At 39.6% G+C, this 14,960-nt stretch carries 16 protein-coding genes; all 16 read right to left on the reverse strand.

Annotated features, from left to right (window positions below):
* Positions 1–8 precede the first annotated feature (8 nt).
* The gene (locus tag FH968_RS19850; protein ID WP_139882529.1) at positions 9–1,706 is read right to left on the reverse strand and encodes a PilN family type IVB pilus formation outer membrane protein; all 1,698 of its coding nucleotides are present in this window, start codon (positions 1,704–1,706) and stop codon (positions 9–11) included.
* Positions 1,707–1,735: 29 nt separating this feature from the next.
* On the reverse strand, positions 1,736–2,311 hold the full coding sequence (locus FH968_RS19855) for a type II and III secretion system protein (protein WP_139882532.1): 576 nt from the start codon (positions 2,309–2,311) through the stop codon (positions 1,736–1,738).
* The gene (locus tag FH968_RS19860; protein WP_139882534.1) at positions 2,312–3,121 is read right to left on the reverse strand and encodes a toxin co-regulated pilus biosynthesis Q family protein; all 810 of its coding nucleotides are present in this window, start codon (positions 3,119–3,121) and stop codon (positions 2,312–2,314) included.
* A gap of 60 nt (positions 3,122–3,181) precedes the next feature.
* On the reverse strand, positions 3,182–3,535 hold the full coding sequence (locus FH968_RS19865; RefSeq protein WP_189389234.1) for a KikA protein: 354 nt from the start codon (positions 3,533–3,535) through the stop codon (positions 3,182–3,184).
* Positions 3,536–3,554: 19 nt separating this feature from the next.
* Positions 3,555–5,405 (reverse strand): type IV secretory system conjugative DNA transfer family protein, encoded by a 1,851-nt coding sequence (locus FH968_RS19870; protein ID WP_139882536.1) that lies wholly within the window; start codon positions 5,403–5,405, stop codon positions 3,555–3,557.
* A 155-nt stretch (positions 5,406–5,560) separates the two neighbouring features.
* Positions 5,561–6,580 (reverse strand): P-type DNA transfer ATPase VirB11, encoded by a 1,020-nt coding sequence (gene virB11 / locus FH968_RS19875; RefSeq protein ID WP_139882538.1) that lies wholly within the window; start codon positions 6,578–6,580, stop codon positions 5,561–5,563.
* The gene (locus FH968_RS19880; RefSeq protein ID WP_189389237.1) at positions 6,580–7,731 is read right to left on the reverse strand and encodes a TrbI/VirB10 family protein; all 1,152 of its coding nucleotides are present in this window, start codon (positions 7,729–7,731) and stop codon (positions 6,580–6,582) included. The genes virB11 and FH968_RS19880 overlap by 1 nt, the downstream gene beginning before the upstream one ends.
* Entirely contained in the window at positions 7,724–8,485 is a 762-nt protein-coding gene (locus FH968_RS19885) for a TrbG/VirB9 family P-type conjugative transfer protein (RefSeq protein WP_139882540.1), read from the reverse strand. The genes FH968_RS19880 and FH968_RS19885 overlap by 8 nt, the downstream gene beginning before the upstream one ends.
* Positions 8,485–9,213, reverse strand: coding sequence for a virB8 family protein (locus FH968_RS19890; RefSeq protein WP_189389240.1), 729 nt, complete (start codon positions 9,211–9,213; stop codon positions 8,485–8,487). The genes FH968_RS19885 and FH968_RS19890 overlap by 1 nt, the downstream gene beginning before the upstream one ends.
* A 2-nt stretch (positions 9,214–9,215) precedes the next feature.
* On the reverse strand, positions 9,216–10,181 hold the full coding sequence (locus FH968_RS19895; protein ID WP_139882544.1) for a type IV secretion system protein: 966 nt from the start codon (positions 10,179–10,181) through the stop codon (positions 9,216–9,218).
* Entirely contained in the window at positions 10,181–10,828 is a 648-nt protein-coding gene (locus FH968_RS19900) for a type IV secretion system protein (RefSeq protein WP_139882546.1), read from the reverse strand. The genes FH968_RS19895 and FH968_RS19900 overlap by 1 nt, the downstream gene beginning before the upstream one ends.
* A 4-nt stretch (positions 10,829–10,832) precedes the next feature.
* Positions 10,833–13,202 (reverse strand): VirB4 family type IV secretion system protein, encoded by a 2,370-nt coding sequence (locus tag FH968_RS19905; RefSeq protein WP_139882548.1) that lies wholly within the window; start codon positions 13,200–13,202, stop codon positions 10,833–10,835.
* Positions 13,199–13,513 carry a VirB3 family type IV secretion system protein gene (locus FH968_RS19910; protein WP_139882550.1) on the reverse strand — a complete coding sequence of 105 codons (315 nt, stop codon included), beginning with the start codon at positions 13,511–13,513 and terminating at the stop codon, positions 13,199–13,201. Before FH968_RS19910 ends, FH968_RS19905 begins: the two co-directional genes overlap by 4 nt.
* A gap of 44 nt (positions 13,514–13,557) precedes the next feature.
* Positions 13,558–13,845 carry a conjugal transfer protein gene (locus FH968_RS19915; protein ID WP_139882552.1) on the reverse strand — a complete coding sequence of 96 codons (288 nt, stop codon included), beginning with the start codon at positions 13,843–13,845 and terminating at the stop codon, positions 13,558–13,560.
* Positions 13,842–14,438, reverse strand: coding sequence for a lytic transglycosylase domain-containing protein (locus FH968_RS19920; RefSeq protein ID WP_223271350.1), 597 nt, complete (start codon positions 14,436–14,438; stop codon positions 13,842–13,844). Before FH968_RS19920 ends, FH968_RS19915 begins: the two co-directional genes overlap by 4 nt.
* A 50-nt stretch (positions 14,439–14,488) precedes the next feature.
* Positions 14,489–14,824: a hypothetical protein gene (locus FH968_RS19925; RefSeq protein ID WP_139882555.1), complete on the reverse strand. Its 336-nt coding sequence runs from the start codon at positions 14,822–14,824 to the stop codon at positions 14,489–14,491.
* Positions 14,825–14,960 lie beyond the last annotated feature (136 nt).

Raw genomic sequence — 14,960 nt, forward strand, 5'->3', positions numbered from 1 at the left:
TAAATTCCTTAATGCAGGAAAGGTGTCACAGTAATGACAAACGACTGTTTAACCTTTTTACCCTTCATCCCACCACCAAAGAAAATATTATTTGGCGACCCAACACCCTGCTTAGTAACATCATCCGTATTTTGCTCAAATCCACTCAGAATTAGAGTTTCCCCTGGTTTAATCCAAACTCGGGGTTGAATAGCTCGCGTATCCTGATCCGGCCCTTCAATAGTTTGCGTGTCACTTTTTAACTGACGTAATTGCTTCAAGGAAGAAATATCAATAAACATGTTCATCATGATCCGATTATCCTCAAGTACTTTTGGGAAAATCGTTATATTCGTGCCAGTCGTCACTGAACCAGGTTCAAGCGCCTGTTGAGTACTGCCATCCGACCCGCCCGTAGCGGTTACAGAAACTGACTTTAGGTAAGTCGTTTGCTGCCCTACAAGTACTGGAGCCGATGCCATATTAGTTGTAATGATACTGGATGTTTTAACGTCAGCTACGTTGACCTGTTGCGACAACGCATTAAGCAGGATAGAAGAACCTGCCCACTGTCCGGTTGTACCCGTCGCTGTATCGAGTATCGAGAACCCTCCAGATACCGCATCCGTTCCGGCATTGAATGTATTCGATAGGTTGATACCGTAATTCTGGCCTAGAGACTTGAATACCAGATTCCAGTCAATCCCGAGAGTGTCATTAGCTTCGTTATTAATGGTGTAGATAACGACTTTAAAAAGGATTTGCTTACTAAGTGAAGCATTCTCTTTTGTAAGATAGTCACCAATATTTTTCACAACTTCGGGAACATCAGTCACTATCACTGTACCCGTCGTTTGGTTCATCGCAACTCGCCCAACACCCGGTGTCAGCATAGCTTGAGATGTTTTTAGTAAGTCTTCATAAAGACTGTTACCCATTTTGCTAGTAGAGCTAGAGCTTGATCCTCCTTGTCCTGATACACCACCCGATGAATCACTACCACCACTGCTGCTGCCACCACTTTGATTAGAAATCCCACTAGAAACTTGACCATCAAGTGTGTACTTAGCATCAGAAGGATCGATATCAAACCGCTTCGTTTCCAGATAGAACAACTTAATGGCATTGTTTTCATACTTCCATGAAATCCCCAGGCGAGCTGTAACGGCATCGAGAAGCCCCGGAAGTAACCCACTGTAAGAAATACCCGTGATCTGCTGCCCACTTCCACTGCTTCTGCCAGAAGCCGAAATATTAGGGGATGAGCCAAAAGAAGAAAGCGGCTGCATTGCACCAGGGGGCGTTGCACCAGACGTAAACATCGGAGGCGGGACATCAGTTAATTGCTTTGTTGTACTACCACTTTCCCCACCCCCACCTGTCAACATTGCTACAGCGTCAGGGGTAATAGAGGTACGGATATTACATTGCTGAGTAATATCTTGACTGAACTGATACACATCCTGTGCAGTCATAGTTTTGTAGGTAATCTGGCAACGAGCCACTTCTGGCGGCACAGAGTACTGAGGTTTCACCATCGGTACTGGGTTAACCCATTGCGTTTCGTGGAAAGTCGCCACTGGGCGATTAGAATTAACGTCTTTTAATAAAGAATCCACTTTGTTTTCTTTATTAATAGCTCTGTCCTGCGAATCATTAATGCGCTGAACAGCGCACCCTGACAGTAAAAAGACACTGAGTGTATAAACAAGATATTTAATTTTCATTTTTATTACCGAGAGGTTAAATGCTAAGATTAATTTCTTTCATAGAACTTCGTTTTAATCAACAAAGTATATTCATCCTTAGTCCATTCTTTGTTTATGACAACAAATTTAAATTCCCTAACCTCTCCAGAACCAACAAATATATGAGTGTTCAGTTTAAAAGAACTCACTTCTGGTACGTCAATACCATCGAGCTTTTTGGCTACATCAAAGCTAGTGAACTGAAACTTGACATCGGTGCTAATAAAGTTGCCATGCACAACAGGTAATACATAAACGGAAACACCAGATTCAATATCGCCAAAAGTTGTTGTTAATGATTTTTTTCCGTTCGAAACATTTTCAATTACCGCCTTTCTATACCTGTTTAAATTCTTAACTTCAATAATTGTAGGGTGTGATGAAATCGTCTCTTGAGTGAAATTTGCTTCAACCTCTCCATTTTTAAGCAAAGTAAACTCATAAGTAATAAAAGAGGATGCTGTATCTTCAACACTAACTCTCTCCCTAATCGGAGTTGGATCAATTTTCTTTGCAAAAGACAAACTCGATAAACATAATCCTAAAGCAATGCAACAAACTTTTAATACTGTTGATTTTTTCATTTATTTTACACCTCTATTTTTGGCACTTTCTGAGATAACTATCAGGCATTGAGATTTATAACCATCAGCATATAAAGGCGCATTCGCATTTATATATAATGAAAAGAGCTTCAAAGTAACTTCTTCAAAGTTGCCCGTAAACGTCAACGGAGAATCAATTTGATAATCTGTATCAGTGTTCCATTGCACTGACCAAGATTTACTCGCGTTGCATTTTTCTTTAGCTGCCCATTCATTAAACACTGTTTTGAGCGTACTTCCCTTTGAAATGTCCCAATGCTTTACAGGTTTAACAATTGGCGAAATAGGTAGTGGAACTGGTGCAATCACAGGTTTAACAGTGCCGTTCTTAACATCATGTGGTGACGTATCGCCGCTAAATGGATTTTTACTTTTGGTTAACGAAACAGGTTGGATAAGTGCATTTGTTTTGCCCGCAGAATCCAGTTTAACTGGAGTATTACTTGCTACTGTTGCTACAGGAGCAGTGTAGCCTTTTAACTCAACTGGCTTGTTAGTTAATGGTTTAGCAGCCAATAACCTTGTAGATGCGCCGCTGTTATTTTCTACAACTGTTTTACCACTTCCCGTAATATTTTTATTAACCGTTTTGCTGGCATGATTTACTAACGATTGATTCGAAACAGTCGCTATTTTATCTCCCATATAAACTGGTTTTATCTGTGGTAAAAGAGTTGTGATATCTGTATTCATGTCTACAAACTCCCCTTTAGGGGTGGCAAGCGGAGGTGCTGAATTACAGCCGGAAAGGATACCCGCTGACATAGCGGCAAGTATTATCTTTTTCATATATTTCCAGAATCACGTTAGTAAATAAATCATACATGACGGTTTATAGCTTCTAATCACTTAGAGTTTTACTTTACCAAACACACCAACGATTTTATTAAGAACATCAGGAGTTGCAGTGTCGCATTTACTGATAAATGCTTTACGTGCATCAGAAGTATGGTTAGGGAGAAACGAACCTTTTTTCTTTTTAATAATGTTAAAGAATGTTTTCTCAGGAGAACTACATTGTTCACCGCCGCTGTTCCCGGTAGCTTTACCGAACATGCACATAACCACAACACAAGGATCACCTGAATCAATGCTTTGCTCTTGTTGTTCCTTCTGATAATCATTCATCACATAATCACTTGCTGTGGCAGAGAATGAAGCCAACACAGCCAGAGCGATAGTAAGTTTTTTAACTTTACTCATAATAATTTCCTTTATAATTCTATTTATTAAAAAGAAGTGGTATCTCAATAAGATTATCTTTAGAAACTTGCACACGCCCCATGAAAATTGGATCTTCGAAGTAAACAATTTTATCTGCAATGAACGGGCGACAAGCTTCACTAAGAATAATTTCTCTAACCGACAACGAACCGCTTTTATTTTTTATCTTACCGAGGGAGACAATTTCATCAGGTAGTAAAACTGCGCGAGCAATAACATCATGATTAGTAGAATTTGACCCTCCGGCAGCACCCCGGTTATCAGATTTAGACTTACGCTTTATTTTTTCATCGCAAACCCCAATACGCTCAGATACTTCTTTAACTGCATCATCTACGTCACGGGGAGGGTATACCAGTTCTACTGCACAGTTTTTGATGAATGTTTCAGTACCTTCTTTTCTGTAAAGCTTATCATCCTCCATTTGCCCTTTATTTTGCAGAATGAATACATAGCGAAGGTTGAAACCCGCAGTATATGCAATAGATTTCTGGATAATTTCAACACGGCCCATACTGGTAAACTCATCCAGAGCAATTAAACACTGATACTTTAATTCAGGGTTTTGTTCAGGGAGTTCTTTTGTATTTTCGTTAACCACCATCGAAAAGAACAGATTGACTAACTTTGTATGAGTAACAAGGGCATCCGGTGTTAAGCCTAAATACACTGACATTTTTTCCTTACGCAAGCGCCTGATATCAAAATCACTTGCACTGGTCGCCGCCGCAGTAACAGGGTTAGCAAAAATATCAAGACCATTTGTGAAGTTGGACATAATACTGCCGCGAGTCTTATCAGGGGCAGCCATAAACCTTTCAAAATAGTTCCTGGTGTCATTGCTCACAGCGGCATCTTTTGCCAAGGTTTTTCTCATCCAAGCTGCCAGATCCCCCCCCGGTGTAGCCGAAAGTAAAATCGCAGAGATAGAAACTTTTATCGGTTTTTGGGGTTCATTCCATTCATTATCTTCCTCTGCACCTTGTTCAAGATTAGAAACCGCTCGCTCCTGCTCTTTATCCAAAAGGTAAAGTCCAAGACCAATGAAGAGGTTCATTGCAGATGTATTCCACACATCCCCATCCCCGCCACTGAGTGGATAAATGATAGCGGCAATTTTCCTTAAATCAGATTCACGCTGTAGAACATCACGGCTGACATGATCCATTGGATTCCAGCGGTGAGAACGGTATTCACCTGCTTTAGCTTTTTCCTCATTCTCAACATACCCCGCAGGGCAGAAGAGAAAACATTTTTGCTCAAGTACTTTTTGTCTGTATCCCGAGGTTAAAAACCAGTTTTCTAGTTTGATATCCAGAACTACCAAGCTTTCTGGATAATTAAGACAGTTAGGAATAACGATACCAACACCTTTACCTGAGCGGGTAGGTGCATAAAGCATCAGGAATTGTTGCCCATAGTAATAAATATATTGCCCTTTATATTTACCTTCAAACATTTTTCCGATCAGGATTGGAGGGTACTTGAATTTTTTATATTGAGAAGGAGTTGGAAAAAAACCTGATTTTCTAAAATCTTCTTGATTTGCCAAACGTGCATCACCATAAATTACCCTGACAGGACGCAGATTAACCAAGACTAAAATGCAAAAACCGAGAAAAACAATGAGTGGTAAAGAAAATGCTAACCACGTAACAGCAACAAGATTTTTGTATGCTGGGTTTCCATTATATGTGTTCACCACATCATAAAAAGTATGAAGATTTAAAAGAGAGGTATTCATACCAGAATATTTTAACGCTGCAAACCCTCCTAATAGATCCCCTCCTATTATTGCCATACCAAATAAAATCAGAATAACAAAGAGTATGCCAACTACTTTTTTCATAAAACACCACTTTATAATCTTATTTGATAACTGGATTCCAAGAGGAATCCCAATGAGGATCAAAGACAACAACAGTATCAGAAAACTTTAAAACATGAGGAATTACACCCCCTACACCTTTACATATTAACTCTTTTGAATTATCAGATGCCTTACTAGCTTTCGTTAAGAAGTCTGTTTTTTTCTTCCGGCTCAAAATAAATCTCCGTTAAATAAGTTCGGTTAAAAAACAAAATAACATCGACAGATGTTTTAATTGTTTTCATTATCAAGTTCATATCAACAGTCATACCGACATCTGATTGCTTAACAATACTCGCTAACCGGGAAAATGATGCATAAGTGTTGTTCGCATGAATTGTTGATATTGATCCTTCATGACCTGTATTAAGTGCTTCAAGATAGCTCCAGGCTTCATCACCACGTAATTCGGCAAGAAAGATGTGATCTGGTTTAAGTCGCATACAGGCTTCTATAATGGTTTTAGAGGTAATGACTCCTTTTTTATAAAACAAATGAATATGGTTAGGATGGTTAGGCAACTGCATTTCGTGAACATCTTCAATCGTTGCATATCGCCTATCGGGAGGAAAAATATCAGCTACCGCTTTAGCAAGGGTAGTTTTGCCTGAACCAGTACCACCAACAATAAGGAAATTTAGCCTTTCCTTTACCGCTTCATAAAGAAACTGTTCCAGGCTATTCGCGTCACCTTTCAGATACAACGTATATAAATACTTCTGGCGCTCAGTTAATTCAACCGTCTGTTTCTGTGCAATTCTGACATTATCAAAGCGCCCGGACGCTACATAATCAGCTATTGAAAATCGTTTCAATGAAGGCTTTCGAATTGATATAACTATACATCCAGGTTCCGTTGCAGGTGGCATAATTATCTGGCCCCTTTCACCACCAGGAAGAATCACCGATGCAATTGGATTTTCCTGGTTTAAGCCTGGCAGATTGGAGTAAGTTGAAAGGCTTTCCGCAAGATGCTTGAGGTTTTCGAAATTTGCAGCCGGTTGTTCAACAAACTTCCACCCATCACTACTTTCAAACCAGACTTTACCAGGTTGATTGACTGCTACTTCTGTTATTCCATCAACATCAAGCAGGTCTTGAATACCTGTTTTAGCTAGATACAAACGAGCTAGGTCGGATTTGTCATCCTCCATTAGTTCACCTCGTAAACATTAGAAAAATCTACGTTGCGCGGAACAATGATAGAAATCACAGTACCCTGATTTATATAACCAGTAGGCGCAATATTGATACTGTTTTGCAAAGCAATTGCCGCTTGTTGCTGCGAGGCGTCACTCGTATTGTCATACGTAATTGACCCCTGATTACCGCTATTACTCTGAGTAAGATTTTTAACAGAGTCCATCGCATCACCGATGAGGGATAGTAGAATTGAGTTACCAAACCGCTCCCAAAAATGAGAGTCTATCCATGCAGGCAGACCAGCAGCACCGAGACTATCCGTACCCAAAGCATCTACTCGCACTTTAATGTTACCGTCTTTAATTGTTGTCCAGTTAACAAAGACCCTAGCCACACCCTGTGTAATTGCTTTCTTCTGCTCGCCTATGAGCATTGCTCCAGCCCTTACAAGCAATGTTTTCCCATCGTCTGAGTAAACATCCCTTGCCATCTGACAAAGTGTAATAGCAGGATAAGACGTGATGATTTTCGTTTTAAGTATGCAGCTCAAACTTGTACCAGCAGAAAGCAGATAGCGACGCTTCAAGACAACACTTGCTGAACCATCGGCATATTCATTACCTTGAAGATAATCCTTCTCATGGCTTGCCCCTTCATCCTGCTTGTCAATTTTAACGAGTGTTTCCCCTGTTAAAATCCGCTGCGATTTAGGCAAAGGTACATTGTTGTCATCCGATTCATGGCTACTATCAGCACGAAAACTCTGTTCATGGTTAGAACTAGAGTTCCCAGTTTCCCCCGGCTTAATGTCCGATTCTTGAAGTGCTAATTTTTCCTGAACCAGTCGATTTTTCTCTTCCTCTTCCCTTTTTTTATCCGCAGCGCGTTTCTCAGCAGTTTCTTTATCAACTATCATCTGCTTCATAGAATCGAGAGAAGAGTTAGTAGATGTTTTGGGTTGCAGGACTTCATTATTCGTAGGGTTTTTAACTAGACCTGTTTGAATTGACTCCTTTTTTCTTGTAAGGATAAAAACCGCACCGATAGCGGTAATAACCAGAACAAAAATAACCAAACCTACTATAATTCCCTTTTTATTAACTACCGCCGCTGAAATATCAAGTTTATTTCTATTTCCATCCTCCACGCGACCATTACTCATCAATAATTTTCTCCGTTCTTGTCTGCCCTGTAGTTGTGCCTTTTTTATCGTATAAGCGTTTAACGATTGAGGTTGTTTTTACGCGCATAACTTGATCGCCGTTACGTAGTAAAAATTCTGGAGAAATATCATGCACAACCATTACATTTTTTTCCATACTGCTATTCACAATATTTTCATTACCGTCAGCATCGACCCTGTATACCACTGGCATTGTTTTACTATTATCCCATGTAAAACAAGTAAACCGTCCATCATCCCATATTTTATTAGGTTTGATAGATTCATTACCCTGTATTTGATAGCGACCGTTAACAACACCACCATCAGTGCAAGGTATTTTATTATTATCAAATAAAATAGGCTTCGGTTTTTGGTATTCAAACCTCAGTATAAACGTAGGATTCGATTTAACAGAGGACAGGAACAATGTATATGCTCTCTTGTCCGTAACGACAATAACGTTTGTATCTGGGTTATCTGCTGTTTTAGGACGAAAGAAAACAGTGTTTGCTGTTGACGAAACATTCCATGCGACTGGATCACCAAGTGCCACATTAAGCACTTTTTCATCACTGCTTACCTGAACGACGGAAACTGTACCCGGCATTACGCGTACTTTCACAACATCATCCGGGTTATACATCACTGTTTGCATCCTTGCATCGTATGATGAGCCGTTCGCAAATGTAGCCGCGATAGAAGGAGTTGATACAGCACTATAAATAAGTAAAGCCAGAACATGTTTACGCATTATTTTATAGCCTCCGGGTCAACCCTGTAGCTCAACGTCTGAAAACCAAGCGGGTTAATTAAACGTTCTCCTTCCGTTTTGATTGCTTTCTGATAATCAAAAGCAATTGTCGCCACCCATGATGTTTGGCTGAAATCAACGGCTAATGTCCCATCAGTATTTAGTACTGCTTTATCAAAACGCACCTGAGCAATATCTGGTTTAAGGAAAGTAACCGATTTAACCCTAACTTTAATTTTATTATTTTGCTTTAACACATTAAGCGGTGAATTATCTGCCGTTATTTGAGTCCTGTATTGAGAGAATGTTTTACTGTCCGACATAAGATTTACAGCATCATTCATTGCCTGAATTGTCTGCCAGTCATAACTTTCATAGTTAACAACATACTGTGAAAGAAAGAATTTATTTTCAACTTCACTGTATGTTTCCTGAGAGTTTGATAAAGGAGAAACTACATCTGTATATCCTGTATTGCTATCAACACGAAGCATTACAGGAACCGCTGTTTTTAACGGCGACATAAGCGCAAGCGCCCCAGCCTGAATTGCTATAATTACCATGCAAAGAACAGACACAACCTTGAAGAACTTAACTTTTCCTATCATGACTTCAAAACGGTCACTCTGGAATTTTTTGATAGCGTCATAGTAAGGATCTGACTCTTTTTTTGACTCTACTTTAGTCTTTTCAGCTTCATTCTTAGTCCTTTGAAAATATTCACGCATTATTATCCCCCTTTAACATTGTTCCTGAATTTGTTTGCCAGTGCCGCGCCGCCCCGCTTCATTGCCCCGCCAATTGCACCAGGTGCCTTATCACGCATAGCCGCTGCTGCTTTAGATAATCCAGCAGCCTTAGCAAGCGATCCAACGCCCGGAACCAATCCATTTATACCAATACCACCTGTCAGCGACGAACAAAGGACAGCTATCATTTCCACCATTGCCACACAGATTATTACAGCAAGCAATAAACTCGCAGCATCCATAAAACTGATAGATATTGGATCTAATTCAGTATATTTTTTAATTAACTCAAGTACATAAGTAAATGAAATAGAATAAAATACATTTAGTAAAATGTAATTTAGGCAATGTCCACACCATGATGTAAACATACTTCTCGTTGCTGGAAAACCAGCAAAACAAATAAATATGCTACCTACCGATAACAAAATCCCTGTCATAAAGGTAGATACACAGAGAAATATTGTTGTATAGGTTATGAGTATTGCTCCACCTGCATATCCAATAATATAAATAAAGTATGCAGATAATAAAGGGCCGATATCCCAGCCTAGAGAATCAATAGCACTTTGCTTAAAATTCTCCATAGTAGTAGCAAGCTGTTCCCATGTGGCATCCACACCTGCTGCAACGTTACCATTCCCAGATACTTTAGCTGCAATTTCAGAACCGGAATCCATTACAAATGGGACTACCCATTGCTGATAATAACCAGCAGACCATACAAACGCACCTATCAGGGAAAATACAATGATGTTCTTAATTACTTCATTAACGATGATTTCACGATTACTGTAAATAATCATCCATGCAATCAAAACACAATAAAAAAGAAAAGCAGCCACATATAGTGGCCTAATAGTCTCCGCAACCACCGTGAAATTATTTGCAACTGCACTCGTTACCAATGCTTTCGTTTGGCTTACGAAATCGGATGCAATCCCCATTAGTTTTTACCTTTATAAGAGTGTTGCTCCATCCATTGTTTTCTAAGCTGTTCCTGTTTTAATTTATCCTGTTGCTCCATTTGCTTTTCTGCAAGTTCATTTTGCTTCATGAAGTATTGCATGTTTATCTGCTCAGTTTGTAGTTGATTAGTAAGGTCTGCTTTTTGCTGAGGCGTGGTAGCTTGATTATATTTGGATTGTAGGCTTTCTAATTTTGAAGCTCTATCCTTTAACTCTAAATTATAAGAGTCAAAAAACTTAACTTTCGCCGCAGCCCCTTCAAGTCGCGCTTTGATAGAATCACTACTATTCAACCCGAATTTATCCAACTCGGAATCAACATCGTAGTTTTTAATATCAGTCAAATCATTTAACTGATTCTTCATATAGCTAGAGGCTGTATCAAAACCAGAATCAAATTTTGTAAATCCTTCCAGTCGTTTCTTTTGATCCTCCGCATACTTCAAACTTTGTTCATAATCTTGTTTTAATTGCTTATATTGCTGTGCTGCCTCCTGAGCACGTGTAAGTCCTTCCTCAACCGTTTTAGCAATTGATGCAATATCAACTACCGGTATTCCCGAGGAATGGCTTGCTGTTACTATAGATAAAGAAATAGATAGAGCAATTAACGTTTTCCTAAACATATAATCAGCCTTTTATTTTACGGATAAATTCGGGAACCCAAACATTAGGATCATCCGTCCCTAATTCAGACCTTATTTTTTCAGCCAAGGCGATACCTTCCGTTGAACCTGAAATTATAGGGAGGAAGTCATTAAAACCATACAGATCCATTTTTGCAAAAACGCTTGAACCTGATTGTTTTATTAACATAGTACGAGACTCTTTCCCCAATCTTTTTAACCGATTAAACTCTTTCTCGGTTAAACCAACTTGACGATAAGCGTCATATTCAGCATCAGGGTTAGGGAGAAATATTTTCGTTGGCGTTTGTTGCACAATAGCTGCAAATATTTGACAAGAAATAGCATCTTCTGGTGATTGGCTCGTAAGCCACATCATTTCACCTTTTAGACGCCCCGCCTTTAATGAGGATTTAATTTGTACTTGTGTTGTGGGGAAATTACAAGGCATCCAAAACTCTTCAATAAGCGAGAGCATAAGCTTACCCTCTCTCTGCATTAAGGTTTTATAAAAGAACAATACTGCAAGGACAGGCTCGCAAGCAGGATGCACCCCCCCGCTGGCGGTTTTCTCAAGTAAGACTGTCGTATCAAAACCCACTTTCTGAAAATCTAGCGGATTAAATATGTTATCAGGCGAATCAGTCCACAACGCATATTCACCTTTGCCACACCACTTTTGAAAGCGAACAGCTAAAGCAGAACCTGTTGGTATTTTTTGCAAAAGCTTACTAACTCTGCGAGATTCTCGCGGCAACTGCATTACAGCATCAACGGCCCCGGACAAGATTTCTGCCTCTTCATCGCTACATGGATTACCCTGGGTATCACGCGCAAAGATTTTTACGTATTGCTTCAAGAATGCCATGAGTCGCCCACCCAATACCGGGTCGTCTGCATCTGCAATCTGGAATGGATTCAGGCCACTATAGCGCCCCTCATCCAATGTAAAATATGATGCTCCATAAGTACGGGCAAACAATTCTGTTGAACGGTTGTAATCAACGATAAACATCGAAGGATTGAAACGCTGTAGAAAACCAGCAGCTACACCTTCAAAAGTAGTTTTACCTGCGCCAGTAGCTCCAAGGATAAGTGCATGACCTGCTATTTTCTGTCCTGTAACGTTCCTGTGTAGTTCAGAGTAGTGGGTGTTGAAGTAATACAACCCATCTGAAACCGTCTTTAAAGGCATGATAGCGGAACCATCACCGATAGGATTTCCCAATTTCTTACCAACTGAGTAGTTGTGCATAGAAAAGGTACAGGCAAGGTTAGTAATTGTTCGTCGTGAATCCAAAGGTCTTTTCTTGTTTAGTGGAAGGTGGCTGAAATACACGAATGGAGCCGCCGCCGCAGTACGTGCAAACCTGAACCCCTTGCCACTGGTGATAAATTCAGCGGAAACCTTTTTACCATTTGATCTTGCGTTTTCTGGAGATGATCCATACACAGTAAGAGCGCAGTGATAAGAACCGAATACAGTTTGCCCACTAACTACTGATTCCTGACCAATAACAAGTTCTTCTTGCTGGCCCACCCCTGCATCGTTTGCCGAATTTAGTTTATTTAGCTGACTATCAATACGGCGTAATGTTTTTGCCGGGGATTCGAAAATAAAACTTTGCGTGATCAAAAACTCATACGGAAGTGTGAGTAAGAAGTTCCAATGCCCCGGCTCCGTAAACATCGGAAAGTCTTTTATTATATAATTTGTCGCAAATAATTTACCATCTGCATCGTTGTTTCTTAACTCGAGCACATCGTTACCAAAGTACCATTCAGAATCAATTATAGATTGTGAGATTGGAGTTGAAGAGGCCGGTATTGATATATGGTTTTTATTAAATAAACTAGAGAGATAAGCGGCGGTTTCGCTAACATAATTCTCCCCAACGACAAGAACAGAAGGGTTAAAAACTTTAAAAGCAACAAGTGCCTGATCAACTAAATCGTGTAAACGTTCAACACCCGCATCGACCTGATTAAATGGCATCCCAAATGTAATATACCAGGTCGATTTAAAAAAATTACCGCTTCTAAAAGTGGATATATATTTATCTGTGAAGTTGTTTAGGAAATCGCTATCAAAATTATAATCATCACCAAGAGTAACTCTTTCTCTTACTAGATGAGTCCAGAGGTACAACTCACCTTCTTTCCCTGCTCCTACAAGAAAATCTTTTGCATTTAAGAAAGCATTTTCTAATGCGGCATCAGTTACGCTCTCAAATGGCAAACCTTCCAGGATAATCGTAGAAAGCATTTTATTATCGTCGGTAAAGACAACGCTTTCAGAAACGTGAAATTGGTAGTTTGGATACAAAGGTGCGACGGGTTTATTCTTTCGTTTTTTTAACTGATTTGCATTCACTGACCATATCCTCCAGAGTCAAACCCAGTAATCCAGTCCCCATGTTTTAGCTTTAATATCATTCCACTGAATGAAAGCTTTACAACTCTCAACGCGTTTGGATCATTCTCACAAATGATTTTAACAGCAAAAAGAAATGCTCCGATTACTAAAGGAAAAACCAAGCCAAAAATGCCAAGGAAGTAAACACCAATAAATCCGGTGAAGGTTGCAAGGAACCCGCATGATAATAACAACATCAGGGGAACGCCTCTTACCATTGCAGGGCGATTTAAACCGTTATATGTGAAATAAACATCTTTACCATTCATAACATCATCCTAGCCCGTCTTATAGACGGGCAGCTTTTTGACATTTACTTCATTAGGGATAAACCCCAATTACCCGCAGCCAGAGCACCGCCAGCACAAATAACTTGCAATAATGCAACGCCCACGTCGTTCCAAGATTTTTTCTCCATAAATGCCCAAATAATGACATATGCGAGATATACAAGTGCAGCAAGGCCAAGAATAATGAATATCCATGTTTTCAGATCCGTTAAAGCGCTTGTGCCAGCATCAAGCCCCCCCGCTAACGCTCCCATAGAGAGTAAAAGCAAAGAAAAGCAAAACGCATTTAAAAAACCACTACGTGTATTCATTTAAAGTCTCCAAAAACATCCCAAGGGGGTGCTTCCTCAGATAAAATAGATTCGTTTTTAACAAAAACACTTCCTCCCGTATCATCTAGTTCACGAGAATCTTTTTCTGTTGGTAAAATCGCTGGCACTTTGTAGGCTTTTTGCTCTACTCGTTCAACATAACTTTTTCCATCATAGTTTATTTCTTTTACATACCCTCTCTTGTCATTACCTGAATAATAACGAGATAAAGCATTGCGTATTTTTTTTTGTTCACCTCCTTCTTTCTGTGCTGCATAATTGTCAGTAAGGATTTTTGCACCTGCTTCTATGTTTTTACAAACATCAAATACAGTATTATTATCAAGCCCATAAGCCTTGAAATTTTTACTATTAATTTGCATCAAACCAGCGCTGTAATTCTTCCCCTGCCGTTCCAGATTATTCACATAAGCAATAGCAGAACTGAGTGATTTGAATTGTTTACTTTCATTGTCACTTACATTTGCTACAGCATATGGATTTCGCCCTGATTCGGTATCTATTAGCGCATTAATAGTTACTGGATGCACATCAGGGGCGCAACGAGATATCAGTGCATCATTAACTGACACACTGACTATATTATTATCGGTTTTGGTTGTTGCTTCTGGAGGAAGGGGTACTACTTTTGTTTTTTAAGAAAAGGTATGTTTTTCCCTACGATCGTTGTGTACTTGAGGTTTTGTTCATCAACATAGGTAAACATTGGACGCTTAACACCGTTTAAAACCTGAAAAAGTTGTCCTTTCTCTTCAACCGCCGGATATTCATGCGTACCTGTATTACGATCTTGAATTTGTAGCTTATAGTTATCACCATCTTTGCTGATAGTATAAGTAGCGTTGGCATTTGGCTTTGCTTTCCATACACCTAAAAATTTACCTGTCATTTCTGCGGAAGCAGAACCAGTAAAAAATGCCAGTACAAGAACGGCAAGTAGAGTAGCTGGTTTTTTCATAGTATCCCTTTTGGGTATGTTTGAAGTTATTGTTTACTAGCCCAAACTTTACCACGCCACAGCTTGCGCCTAAACAATTTTGCCACACTCTCGCAGTGGCTGCGCTCATGCCCTTGAGATTACTGTCGCACTCAGG

The sequence above is a fragment of the Buttiauxella sp. B2 genome (assembly GCF_006376615.1).
Taxonomy (GTDB): domain Bacteria; phylum Pseudomonadota; class Gammaproteobacteria; order Enterobacterales; family Enterobacteriaceae; genus Buttiauxella.